This window comes from Pseudoalteromonas sp. SR43-3 (assembly GCF_014163875.1).
In the GTDB taxonomy this organism is placed as follows: domain Bacteria; phylum Pseudomonadota; class Gammaproteobacteria; order Enterobacterales; family Alteromonadaceae; genus Pseudoalteromonas; species Pseudoalteromonas distincta.
The window spans coordinates 1-13,040 of the sequence record NZ_JACJEC010000024.1 but is presented as its reverse complement, the minus strand read 5'-3'; the positions used below and the strand labels follow the sequence as shown (position 1 = coordinate 13,040).

Here is a 13,040-nt window from a genome sequence, read left to right as displayed (position 1 = left end):
GATGAAATTTTCGCATTTCTTTATACAGCGCCCAATATTTGCGGCTATGCTGTCGTTGGTTATTTTAATTGCTGGTGGCATATCACTATTCCAATTACCAGTAAGTGAATACCCAGAAGTAGTTCCTCCAACAGTTGTTGTTACCGCCAACTACCCAGGTGCTAACCCTACCGTTATTGCGCAAACAGTGGCAACACCGCTGGAGCAAGAAATTAACGGCACTGAAAACATGCTATATATGTTTTCGCAAGGTACTAGCGATGGCCGTATGACTCTAACGGTAACATTTGCGTTAGGTACCGATTTAGACCGTGCTCAAGTACAAGTACAAAACCGTGTAAACAGTGCACTTCCGCGTTTGCCAGAAGAAGTACAACGTTTAGGTGTTGTGGCTGAAAAGTCATCACCCGATTTAACCATGGTAGTGCATTTATACTCACCTGAAAAAACGCACGACACAGCTTACTTATCTAACTATGCTGATTTAAACATTAAAGATGAAATTGCGCGCTTACCAGGCGTAGGTGATATTCGCATGTTTGGTGCTGGCAAATACTCAATGCGAGTATGGCTAAACCCAGATGCACTTGCTGCACGCGAATTAACAGCAACAGATGTAGTAACAGCACTTCGCTCGCAAAACCAGCAAGTTGCTGCAGGTAGCTTAGGTGCGCAACCAATTTCAAACGACAGTCAATTTCAAATACTTTTAAACGTTAAAGGTCGTTTAAACAGTATTGAAGAATTTGAACAAGTTATTATTAAAGTAGGCGACGAAGGTCAGTTAACGCGTTTATCTGATATAGCCCGTGTTGATCTAGGTCAAGACACTTACGCACTGCGTGCAGAGCTTGATAATCAACCGGCACTTGCAATGCCAATATTCCAACGCCCAGGTTCAAACGCTATTGAGCTTTCTGATCAAGTACGCGAAACAATGGCGCGCTTATCTAAAGATTTCCCTACTGGTGTTGAATACGACATTGTGTACGATCCTACAGTATTTGTTCGTGGCTCAATTGACGCGGTAATTGCCACTTTGCTTGAAGCAATTGTACTGGTAGTTATTGTTGTTATTGTATTTTTACAAACGTGGCGTGCATCAATTATTCCGCTAATTGCTGTGCCTATTTCACTTATTGGTACATTTGCCGTAATGCAGTGGTTAGGTGTCTCAATTAATACCTTGTCGCTGTTTGGTTTAGTTTTGGCCATAGGTATTGTTGTAGATGATGCGATTGTAGTTGTTGAAAACGTAGAGCGTAATATCGAAAAAGGCTTATCGCCACTTGAAGCAACCCGCGTTGCAATGAGCGAAGTAACAGGCCCTATTATTGCCATTGCGCTTGTACTAAGTGCTGTATTTATTCCTACTGCGTTTATTACCGGGCTGTCTGGTCAATTTTATAAGCAATTTGCACTTACAATTACAATTTCGACGATTATCTCAGCGTTTAACTCACTCACGTTATCGCCAGCGCTTGCTGCATTGTTATTAAAGTCGCACGATGCAAAACCAGATGCGTTTACTCGTTTACTTAATAAACTGTTTGGCCGTTGGTTGTTTGAACCATTTAACCGCGTATTTAATCGTGGTGCTAAAGGGTACGAAAAACTGGTACAAAAACTAATCCGTATGACCGTTGTTGTAATGGTGGCTTATATTGCACTTGTTGGCGGCACAATTAAGTTATTTGATACCGTACCAGGTGGCTTTATTCCACAGCAAGACAAACAGTATTTAGTGGCTATTGCGCAGTTACCTGACGCATCAAGCCTTGATCGTACTGAAGACGTACTTGCTCAAATGCAGCAAATTGCATTAGAAGTCCCAGGCGTGGCACATACTGTTGCTTTTCCTGGCTTATCAGTGAACGGTTTTACAAACAGCCCTAACAGCGGCATTGTATTTACACCACTTGAGAGCTTTGACAAACGTACCGACCCAAGCCAATCAGCGATGGCGATAGCGGCGCAGTTGAATAAACGTTTTGCTGCCATTGATGAAGCATTTGTAGCGGTATTTCCACCGCCGCCAATTCAAGGATTGGGCACAACAGGTGGTTTTAAACTGCAAATAGAAGACAGAGCTAATAAAGGATTTGAGGCACTATTTAATAGCCTGCAAGCCGTTATTGGTAAAGCGCAACAAGACCCAGCATTAATGGGCCTGTACTCAAGTTTCCGTATCCAAGTTCCACAAATGGATATTGATATTGACCGTGAGCAAGCGCTTATTCAAGGTATTCCACTTGATGAAGTATTTAATGCACTGCAAATTTACTTAGGCTCTGTGTACGTAAATGACTTTAATATGTTTGGTCGTACGTACCAAGTAAATGCACAGGCTGATGCTGACTATCGCTTAGACCCTGATCAAATACTTAATTTAAAAGTACGTAATCGCTCAGGTAATATGGTGCCATTAGGCTCTGTATTAACAGTAACACCAACAATTGGTCCTGACCGTGTTATGCATTATAACGGTTACCCAAGTGCAGAGTTAAATGGTAGCCCAGCGCCAGGTTATAGCTCTGATCAAGCACAAGTTGCTATTGAAAAAGTACTCGCAGACACACTACCAACAGGTATTGAGTATGAGTGGACTGAAGTAACGTACCAACAAGTACTTGCCGGTAACACCATGGTTTATGTATTCCCGTTAGTTGTATTACTAGTATTTATGGTACTTGCAGCGCAGTACGAGAGCTTACGTTTACCACTGGCAATTATATTAATTGTACCAATGACTATTTTCTCAGCCTTGTTAGGTGTGTGGTTTGTTGGCTCTGACAACAACATATTTACCCAAATAGCGTTAATAGTGCTGGTCGCGTTGGCTTCTAAAAATGCAATATTGATGGTTGAGTTTGCAAAAGATAGACACGACTCAGGCTTATCGCACTTAGAGGCAATACTTGAGGCATGTCGTATGCGCTTGCGCCCAATATTAATGACGTCGATTGCATTTACAGCAGGTGTTGTACCGTTAGTACTTGCCACCGGTGCGGGCGCCGAAATGCGACACGCAATGGGTAACGCAGTATTCTCAGGCATGATAGGTGTAACCGTGTTTGGCCTATTGTTTACGCCGGTATTTTATATGTTAGTGACTAATAAAAAAGAGAAAGCGCAGGAGAATACTCATGACTAAATTAATGCAAAAAAGACTTAAAACAAGTCTAACTGTCAGTGCGGTATTAGTCGCTGCGTTTTTAGCCGGGTGCGCGAGTAAAATAGACACCATGGGCGAGCAAAAAGCCGTTAACGAATTTGTTGCTAAAGCTAATATTGCTAGTAACGTTAGCGTTGCTGATGAAACAAACTGGTGGAAAAAGCTTAATTCTGATCAACTAAATGAGCTTGTTACTGGTGCGCTTGCAAATAACTATAATTTGCAAACAAGCCAGTTAACACTTAAAAGTGCATTAGCGCGATTAGGAGAGCAAAAAGCCCAATACCTACCACAAGGTGGCGTAAATGTTGGCGCAGCTCGAAGCGATGCACCAAGCGTGTTTGACCGTCAATCAAGTGCAAACGTTGCACTTGATTGGCAACTAGATTTATTTGGTCGCATAACGGCGTTGGTTGATGCTGCAAATGCATCGGCCATGAGCCAAGCAGAGCAAGTACGTTTACTGCAAATTGAAGTAGTATCGTCAGTTGTTAAAGGCTTTGTAAGTTATCAAGGCAATGTTGAAAAACAACACATTGTAGCACTTCAAATTGAAGCGCTTGAGCAAAGTATTGACGTTCTTCAAGCCCGTGTTGACGAAGGTGTTGCAAACGAGCTTGATTTAAACCGTACTATGGCGCAGCTTAGGCAGCAACAAGCACTCATGCCTGCCATTGAGTATGCAAAATACAGCGATTTATCTGCTCTTGCAGTACTAAGCGGTAAGTTAGCGCAAAATATTGCTATTGAAAACGAGCAAGGCGTGCTTGAACGTGACTTTAGCGTAGCATTAAAAAACGCTAATAATGCCATTGCCTTACGTCCTGATATTAGCCGTGCACTGTTTGACTTTAGCCAAGCAAATAGTTTAAGTGTTGCAGCTAGCAAAGCGTTATTACCAGATATTAGCTTATCTGCATTTGCAGGGGTTGTGAGTATAGACAGCACAGGCTTAAAAAATACTGATCAGCAGTGGCAAGTAGCGCCGCAGTTACAATGGTCGTTATTAAGTTACCCAGCATTATTAGCACAGCGCGACGCGCAGCAGTTTTTAAGTGAAGCCGCATACAGCGATTATCAACAAGTGGTATTAACTGCACTAAGTGAAAGTGAACTTTCACTGCAATTGTTGGTCAATCAGGCACAGCAAAAACGCTTTGCAGATGAGCGCTATGACTTTGCTAATAAAGCATTTTTACAAGCCCAAGCAATGTATGAAGAAGGCCAAATTCCTTACCTTGAGTTGTTAGATGCGCGTCAGGATGTTTTAATAGCACAAGAAAATGCTGTTGAAACAACAATTTCTTCACTGCTTGCCAAAGTAAATGCTTACCAGTCATTTAATGGCCAATGGAGTTATGCGTTAAACGACACTAATAAGTAGAGTTATATTGATGCCAAATACTGAAAATTTACATGAATACATTATCCCGCAAACGATGCGCGCTATTGTACTGCCAGAACCAAATGAAGCAATTGACTTAGCAGATGCTGAGCTGCCTGTTCCAGACTGTGCAGATAACGAGCTGCTTGTAAAAGTAGAGTACGTTGGTTTAAATCCAGTTGATGGTCAATTTGCTAAAACAGGCTTTTGTAAATGGCAGTATCCACACATTTTAGGCTTAGATGCTGTAGGTGTTGTGGTTAAAGCTAATAAAGGTGTGTTTCCAAATGTTGGCCAGCGGGTTATGTGGCATGCCAACATTGGTGAGCAAGGTGCTTTGAGCGAATACACCAAAGTACCTAACTTTGCAGTGTCGGTTGTGCCAAGCGGTTTAAATCCGGCCATAGCAGCAACACTTCCATGCGCCGGTATGGCAGCACTTATCAGCTTAGATAAAATAGGCATTAGTGAAGGCGATACTATTTTTATTGAAGGCGGAGCCGGAGCGGTAGGGCAGTTTGCTATTCAATATGCAAAACAGCGTGGTGCAGATGTATTTACCACCGCATCAAAGCGTAACCATAAATTGGTTAAGCAGCTAGGCGCTGATGTGGTTTTTGACTATAGCGATAAAAAGCTATGCGAAAAAATCCGCAGAGAACTTGGCCCGCAAGGCTTTGATGCGGTTATTGATACGATAGGTGGAGAGTGTACTCAGCGTAATATTGAGTTAATGCGTTTTTGCGGACGTATTGCCTGCTTAAATCCACTCCCTTGTTTTGATCAAGACTTAATGTATCACCGAGCGCCAAATATTAGCGTTGTATCGATTGGTGGTGCATGGCTTGCTAATAGTTTATGTGCACAACAACGCTTGAGCTTTATGGGCAACCTGTTACTTGAAGGAGCTGTTAGTGGGGACATTAAACACCCAGAAATAACGCCCGTAGATTTTAGTGCTGAGTCAGTATCGCAAGCGCTTAATAAACAACTTGCTGGTGGTTTTACCGGCAAGCAAATTGTTAAAGTTGCTAACTGAAGCGCTTATATAATTTGATTTAAATTTAGGTAGTTTTAGCTAGATTAACTGATAATGTAGCCTCTATAAATTGAATAAAAACGTAGCCTATTTGTGCTGCGTTTTTTTATGCCCATCAAAAAATAGATACAGCGCTAGAGCTTTTGCTGTTTTATTCATCATTTTAGTCAAAATACTTTTTTTCAGCGTACAACTGTAAGCCTTTGTGTTTCAACAGTTTACGTTCAGGTAAAGAAAATAAATTGAAAAAACTGTTAATTAATTGAATAGAGTAATTGATCTAAACGATTTTTTATGACGTAATGTAGGTATTATTTAGCTGGTCGGATGAGTTCAATCATGAGTTTACGTACAAAACTAAAAAAAGTATTACCAAGTATTTCTATCACAGAACAAGAAGCGCTAGACGCGGGTGATGTATGGCTTGAAGGTTCTATCTACCAAGGTAAACCTGATTTCAGTGCACTTCGCGACGTACCTGCTGCTACATTAAGCGCAGACGAGCAAGCATTCTTAGACGGTCCAGTAAAAGAGTTATTGGGCATGATTGACGATTCAGTGATTCAAAACGGCATTCATTTACCAAATGACATCTTAGAATTTTTGAAAAAAGAGCGTTTTTTCTCGCTTATCATTCCTAAGTCGTTTGGTGGTTTAGAGTTTAGCCCTTATGCAAACTCTACCATTGTTGGCACAATTGCGACTAAAAGCTCAGCAGTTGCGGTAACCGTAATGGTTCCTAACTCGTTAGGTCCAGGTGAGTTATTACTTCACTTTGGTACGCAAGAACAACAAGCACATTACTTACCACGCCTAGCAAATGGTACAGACATTCCATGTTTTGCATTAACAAGCCCAGAAGCGGGTTCTGATGCAGGTGGTATTCCTGATGTTGGTAAAGTAACTAAAGGTATGTACAACGGCGAAGAAGTCCTTGGTTTAGAAATTACCTGGGACAAGCGCTACATTACACTTGCGCCTATTGCTACCGTACTTGGTTTAGCATTTAAAGTAGTTGACCCTGATGGTCTGCTAGGTGGTAAAGAAAACCTAGGCATTACCTGTGCACTTATTCCTAAAGAGCACCCAGGTGTAGAGCTTGGTAATCGCCACGACCCAATGGGTATTCGTTTTTACAACGGTACTACACGTGGTAACAAAGTATTTGTACCAATGGATTTTGTTATTGGTGGACAGAAAAACATCGGCCGTGGTTGGCAAATGCTGGTTAGCTGTTTAGGTGCTGGCCGTGGTATTTCATTACCTGCGCTAGGTGTTAGTACAGCACAAGTAGCATTTAAATCAGCATCTGAATACGCAGCAGTGCGTGAACAGTTTGGTTTAGCCATTGGTCAGTTTGAAGGTATTCAAGAAAAACTAGCCGACATTGCAGGTAAAACATACCTACAAGAAGCAATGCGCGTACTTACAACTGAAGGCTTAGGCATGGGCTTAAAACCATCAGTTGTTACAGCAATCGCTAAATACCATATGACAGAGCTTGGTCGCGACGTGCTTGATTCAGCAATGGATATTCAAGCGGGTAAAGCGATTCAAAACGGTCCACAAAATACATTAGCAAGTGGTTATGTTGCTCAGCCGATTGCCATTACGGTAGAAGGCGCGAACATTCTTACACGTAACCTAATGATCTTTGGTCAAGGTGTTATGCGTTGTCACCCATATTTACAATCTATGGTTGAGTCAATTCACAGTGAAGACAAAGGCGCAGATAAAGAATTTAACGGCATTTTACGTAAAACAATTGGCTACAGCACAGCAAACAGCTTACGTGCTTTCCGCCTTGGTGTTTTACCATTTACAGCAAGTGCTAATTCTGAATTACCAGAAGTACGTGACTACGAAAAAGCAGTACATAAATTATCTGCAAAACTTGCAGTGTACGCAGACTTTTCGTTACTTGTACTTGGTGGTAAGTTAAAACAAGCAGAAATGCTATCGGCACGTTTAGGTGATGTAATGAGCTTCTTATATGCAGCTATGGCATCAATTAAATACTACGAGCAAAAAGTATCAAGTAGTGACCGTGAGCAAGCAGCGCCGTATTTCCATTACGCGACTCGTTTTGCACTACAAAGTGCTGAAGAAGCATTGCATAAGTTTTTAGATAACTTCCCTGCAAGTGGTACACGTAAGTTTATTCGTTTCATTACAATGAACTACTCAACTAAAATGCCAAAAATTAGCGACGATTTAATCCGCGAACTAGCTAAGCAAGCTCAGCTAGATACCGCATTTAAAGCGCAAATCACGCATTTAGTTAAACCAGTAGTGGGCGATGGCCATCATATTAATGAGCAAGCTTACAAAGCTAAAATGGCATCACTTGGCGAGCTGGCTAAAGTTAAAAAAGCACTACGTGCTAAAGTAATTAAACCAGGTGCACGTTTTAACATTACGCTTGATAACGCACTAGCGGCGAACGTAATTACCCAAGCTGAACACGTTCAGTTAATTGATTACAACATCAAACGTGAAAAGGCGATTCGTGTAGATGAGTTCGATTTTGATATGAACATACTAGACGATAACGCACAGCCAATTAACCCGCTTAAAAGCGTAGTTAATCAGTAAGTTAAAGTAACAATATTCAATAATGCAAAGCGCCCGCAGTATCGGCGCTTTTATTTTTGAGTAAATAATTAGTGTGGAGCCCCGCTTGTGTAAAAACAAGCGGGGCTTTTTTATGTGTTATTTAAAGTAGAAATAGATGACGGTATTGGTTTGAAAGTGAATATGTATCTGTAGAGGATTAAAAAGAGACGCTTATAATCTTGAAAAAGGGCTAACAACCCCGTTAGCACCTTGCTGTAGTACATGGGTATAAATTTGTGTAGTTTTAACATCAGAATGGCCAAGCTGAGCTTGAACAGTTCTTATATCGGCGCCACTTTGCAGTAGATGAGTAGCAAAAGAGTGTCTCAATGTATGAGGTGTTATTATTTTTGTTAACCCTGATTTTTGGACGGCTTTTTTAATCTCTTTTCTAATACAAGAGTGATGAAAATGATGTCGCCTTATTTCACCACTTTGAGGATCTGAACTTAATATATGAGAAGGAAATAAATATTGCCACGCAAGCGATTTTGCGGCACTTGGATATTTTTTTGTTAAAGCATATGGCATCCATACGCCAGAATATTCCGTATTATTTAAATCCAGTTTTAAATAGTCATCAACGTTCAAAATTTGATTTCTCAGCATAGGAATTAGCTCTGTGGCCAGCGTAACAATGCGGTGTTTATTACCTTTTCCATTCCATACTTGAATGCATTTATAATCAAAATCAATATCTTTTACTCTTAATTGCACCGCTTCCATTACTCTTAAGCCACTTCCATACATAAGGGCTGCAATTAAATAATAGCGCTTATTTAAATGAGCCATCAACATTTTAACTTCCTCTGGGGTCATCACGACAGGGAGCTTTGCTTGTTTTTTACTACGGGCAAAATTTAAATTTAATGAGAGTTCTTTTTTTATTATGTGCTTGTATAAAAATGACAATGAATTGAGTGCGGTGGCTTGCGTACGTGGTGCAACGTTTTGCTTTAACACTAAATGTTCTAAGTAGCGTTCGACTTCATTGTCCCCCATTGAGGCGGGATGGCGTTTATTATGAAAATGGATATAAGATGCAATCCATCTTAGGTAGGTATCGACGGTGCGTAATGAATATTGACGAACTAGCATATATTCAGCTATGTAATTTAAAAATGGGGAACGTGTTTTCATACTATTACCAACAATAGTGCTGTTTTTATATACAGTATAGTTGTGATGCACACATATTCAAGAAAATGAGCGGCGAGCGCATTTTGTCTTTTATTGAGAGTTTGAGTGCTAATAAAAATTATATATAGCAATGTATTAAGTTATTTGGTAAAAAAGATTTATAAAATACATGAGCGTATCGTTGGCAGAAATATGCGCGATGAGCGCACTATTAAATTGTTATACGTACTGGAGAGTTTTGTGCTAGATGAAATTATTTCTCAGCTTAAAGATAAAAAGTCACCTAAACGACGCTCTGCGGCTAAGAAATTACGCAAACTTAAAAATATCGATGCAGGCCCTTTTCTATTAAGTGCTTTGGAAGAAGAACTTAAAGATTTGCGTACTTGGGAAACTCAGTACCAAATGGTTATGGCCATTGGTGAATGCGGCTATAAACCTGCCCTAGATTTCCTTCAAGCACTGGGACACCGAAAATTCGAAGCAACAATGGTCTATGTTGCTATCGGTGATGCAATCCAAAGATTATCAATGAAAAATGAACAGGATGTTACAGCGGTATTTGATGCCATAGATTCAGGTAACGATATGCTAGTTGACGGAGCTATTCGAGCAATGGCAATGCTCAAGATCGTTCCAGTAGATCTACATATAGGAAAAATAATTAATTATGTTACCGCTCAAAACAAAAATGATGGAATGCACTTTTGGGTATTAGCTGCTGCTCCTGGTTGGTCAGGTAAAAAGATTGAGGAATACTTGGTTTTCTGCGCAACTTCAAAACGTGACGAAATAACTAATGCCGTTGAGTTAGCTAGAAAACAAAAATATAAAAATTGGTCTCCGTTGTAGCTACGTATAACAAGTACGTAAACCAGACCAGAAATGCGTCGCTCAATTTGTGTATGGGCTGCGCCCATTTTCACACAAACTGCCCGCCACATTTCTGGCTGGTTACGTAGGCGTTATATGTACGTTGTCGTTTTGAGGTTTAATTTAGAAAGGATGTCTTTATGTCGATGAGCTTATTCGTTGTTCTTGCACTTGATTGCAATACTTCTACTACAAAGTTAAATGAATATTCTGCTGAGCTTGGTTATTCTATCGAGTATGAAAAAAATATTGAGCTTAAGAGCCACAGCGGTTTTTTGCCAGCGAAGATTAACGGAGAAGTCGCAGGCGTTGAATCTTATTCATATCCCGTCACGAATTTACCTGATGATTTTACTTCTCAATTGCCCACCAAATTAACTAACGGGCAGGTTTATCAACTTCGTTTTGGTGGAAGAGAAAGTGAAGCTTTATCAGCCTTTACTACCGCCATCATACTAAATACTAAGTGTGAAGGTATCACGATCGACGATCAATCGGGTACAGTCCTGACAGTAGAACAGTTGACTCAAGGGCTGTCATATTTTGCTCAGATGTAAATGTACATATAACAAAACTATCAACCGGATTTGTGGAAGTGCGCCACAAACCGGTTATAGTAAGTGTTAGTTTTCTTATGATGATTCGTTTTATATTTTTAAGTTTGTTTATGATTGCAGGGACAACTATGGCTTCAAATGAAATAGGAGCACCTGAAGGAGTTTCGGCTGAAGATTGGGAAGCCTATCTAAAGCACAAAAAGGATTGGGAAGCCATGCTTCAGCAAAGGTTTGAAAGTGAACTCAAAGCGAATCCTCCTTTACCTCCTTGGGAAAAATTCCCTGAATATGAACCTAGCAATATATTTTGGCGAATGGGAACAGGTGAAGAGTATCTAATCGATTATTTTGGCGTTTATTTAAAGTACGCAAGTAAAGACGATATTCAAGCATATAAATTGAAATACCCCGCTCCTAAAATTTGGGAAAATTGGTATAACGAAAACTAACAAGTTAATTAAACAGTGGACGCAAAACAGCAGGCTTGCGCTCATGCTTCGCTTAGTTTAGCCTGCTATTTTTCGCCGTTTATTAAGGCGTTAAGGCCCAATAAGTCAGGAATCGAGATGGAAGAAAATAAAGTATTCAAAAACATATGGAGATTCAACGCCATCGTCATTATGTTGGTTGGCGTACTGGGCGTTGCACTAGCTTTATTTGCTTGCATTATGATCTATAAAGATATGACGCGTGACCGCAGTGTAAGAAATATAGTCAATATAGAAGAATCTCCCGAAGAGAAAGAGGAGTGGCAGCTTGGCAGCATTACAACCATTGATGGGTCTGACTTTCTAATGATGCCGCTTCATTCGGAGCAAAGCTATTCCAGAGGCTCATATAGTAAATCCGCATCATCGACAAGGAACTACCTATTTATTAATGTGGTAAGCAACCAAAAGCATTGGTTGTTTGGAAAAAATGACTATCTCATTACACAAACAAATCAGCTTCCAAATACAAGATTTGACGAGCAGTCTAAACATGCGAAAGCAATTCTTTACCATGTGGTTAAGTCCGATACAAATAATGATAAAGCACTAACTTCTTCTGATTTATTTACTGTTGCAATATCAAAACCGAACGGCAAAGAATATGTTGAGTTACTGAAAGATATCGATTTTGTTAATGGGTACAAAACCATTAACGAAAACACTGTGATATTAATATTTCAAAGAGATAATATCGGTTATTCGACAAGTATTGATTTAAATAGCTTATCAATTTCAGGTGAAGAGAAACTCCCTAGCGTTCAGCCTTAACAAAACAATCAACCGGACTCCGCTAAGCGTGGTTCGCTTTGCTCACAATACCACGCTTAGCTCCGCTCGGTTATTGTGGCGTTATGTGCCAAGGATGAAATCGATGCTCAAGTATTTATCAATTCTATTTTTTCTAATCCCGATTCAAGCTTTAGCTGGCAAGTATGCGAGTGAAGCAAATGATAATCCATTTCAAAATGGCGAGTTAAATGCAAAGTATGAAGGTGAAGCAACCGCTTTAGGTGGTACTGTTTTAAAACATATTGTCGTAAACAATAACAACTTATACTTACTAGACTTAAAAACTCCACCTATTAAAAATATATGGGTAACAAGTTTTATCAAACCTCAAGGTAAAGAGGTCGTCGAAGTTGGTGATAATGTCATTTTTAAAGGTTATATTTCTGTAGCTTCTAGTCTAGATGATACCGATAAACTGGAAAAAGCTATTAACTCAAAAACTTTATTAATGGCAATATACGCTTTAAATAAAGGCACATAACAAGTCGTTAAAGCAGGACAAAAAACAGTTGGCTTTTGCTCCTTCGTCGCTAATTTTAGCCAACTATTTTATTGCCTCTTAACGAGGCGTTATAAGCCATAGGAAAGATCGGTGTCCAAATCGTTAATAGGCAGACTCGATGTACTCAGCGTTTTTATCGCGTGGTTTCTTTTGATCACATTCTTTCTAGCGTTGGGTTACGGCAAGTTTTTCTCTCAACCTGAGGCTAGTGCGAGTCATTTGGTATACATCTTCGGTGCGTTTGTTGGCGCTGTAGCAGTACATATTGTGTTGGCATTGTTTAATCGTTGCCCTCACTGCAATAAGTGTTTAACTGTTCAAGGGTTTAAATCGCCACATCCAGCGTCAAGTGGCGACTGGACAAAAGTGGTTTGGCATTGGTTCTCTGGTTCCATAGTCTGTATTCATTGCGGGCAACGGGTAAATACAAATGGCTTATAACAAGTTGCTTAATTTCGTTCCGGCCACAAAAAG

General features: G+C 40.1%; 11 protein-coding genes. 10 read left to right on the top strand and 1 reads right to left on the bottom strand.

What is annotated here, in order from left to right:
• Position 1: 1 nt before the first annotated feature.
• The 4 genes from H5088_RS18210 (at position 2) to H5088_RS18195 (ending at position 8,193) form a co-directional block, all read left to right on the top strand.
• Positions 2 to 3,154, top strand: a complete 3,153-nt coding sequence (locus tag H5088_RS18210; RefSeq protein WP_182754060.1) for an efflux RND transporter permease subunit — start codon at positions 2 to 4, stop codon at positions 3,152 to 3,154.
• Positions 3,147 to 4,559, top strand: coding sequence for a TolC family protein (locus tag H5088_RS18205; RefSeq protein WP_182754058.1), 1,413 nt, complete (start codon positions 3,147 to 3,149; stop codon positions 4,557 to 4,559). Before H5088_RS18210 ends, H5088_RS18205 begins: the two co-directional genes overlap by 8 nt.
• Positions 4,560 to 4,569: 10 nt before the next feature.
• Positions 4,570 to 5,598 carry a zinc-binding dehydrogenase gene (locus H5088_RS18200; protein WP_182754056.1) on the top strand — a complete coding sequence of 343 codons (1,029 nt, stop codon included), beginning with the start codon at positions 4,570 to 4,572 and terminating at the stop codon, positions 5,596 to 5,598.
• A gap of 339 nt (positions 5,599 to 5,937) precedes the next feature.
• On the top strand, positions 5,938 to 8,193 hold the full coding sequence (locus H5088_RS18195) for an acyl-CoA dehydrogenase (RefSeq protein ID WP_149603631.1): 2,256 nt from the start codon (positions 5,938 to 5,940) through the stop codon (positions 8,191 to 8,193).
• Positions 8,194 to 8,385: 192 nt separating this feature from the next.
• Here the strand turns inward: H5088_RS18195 and H5088_RS18190 are convergent, their stop codons facing one another.
• Positions 8,386 to 9,354: an integron integrase gene (locus H5088_RS18190; RefSeq protein ID WP_182695165.1), complete on the bottom strand. Its 969-nt coding sequence runs from the start codon at positions 9,352 to 9,354 to the stop codon at positions 8,386 to 8,388.
• 105 nt (positions 9,355 to 9,459) lie between these two features.
• Between H5088_RS18190 and H5088_RS18185 the strand changes: the two genes are divergently transcribed.
• The 6 genes from H5088_RS18185 (at position 9,460) to H5088_RS20205 (ending at position 13,007) form a co-directional block, all read left to right on the top strand.
• The gene (locus H5088_RS18185; protein ID WP_182754054.1) at positions 9,460 to 10,206 is read left to right on the top strand and encodes a HEAT repeat domain-containing protein; all 747 of its coding nucleotides are present in this window, start codon (positions 9,460 to 9,462) and stop codon (positions 10,204 to 10,206) included.
• Positions 10,207 to 10,367: 161 nt separating this feature from the next.
• Entirely contained in the window at positions 10,368 to 10,784 is a 417-nt protein-coding gene (locus H5088_RS18180) for a hypothetical protein (RefSeq protein WP_058428809.1), read from the top strand.
• A gap of 77 nt (positions 10,785 to 10,861) precedes the next feature.
• Complete coding sequence (locus tag H5088_RS18175) at positions 10,862 to 11,233, top strand: hypothetical protein (protein ID WP_058558386.1); 372 nt, start codon at positions 10,862 to 10,864, stop codon at positions 11,231 to 11,233.
• Positions 11,234 to 11,350: 117 nt separating this feature from the next.
• Positions 11,351 to 12,043, top strand: a complete 693-nt coding sequence (locus H5088_RS18170) for a hypothetical protein (RefSeq protein WP_182696585.1) — start codon at positions 11,351 to 11,353, stop codon at positions 12,041 to 12,043.
• A 103-nt stretch (positions 12,044 to 12,146) separates the two neighbouring features.
• A complete protein-coding gene (locus tag H5088_RS18165) occupies positions 12,147 to 12,545 on the top strand; it encodes a hypothetical protein (protein ID WP_182754052.1) in 399 nt (132 codons plus the stop codon).
• 111 nt (positions 12,546 to 12,656) lie between these two features.
• The gene (locus H5088_RS20205; RefSeq protein WP_220488897.1) at positions 12,657 to 13,007 is read left to right on the top strand and encodes a hypothetical protein; all 351 of its coding nucleotides are present in this window, start codon (positions 12,657 to 12,659) and stop codon (positions 13,005 to 13,007) included.
• The last annotated feature ends 33 nt before the right edge of the window (positions 13,008 to 13,040 follow it).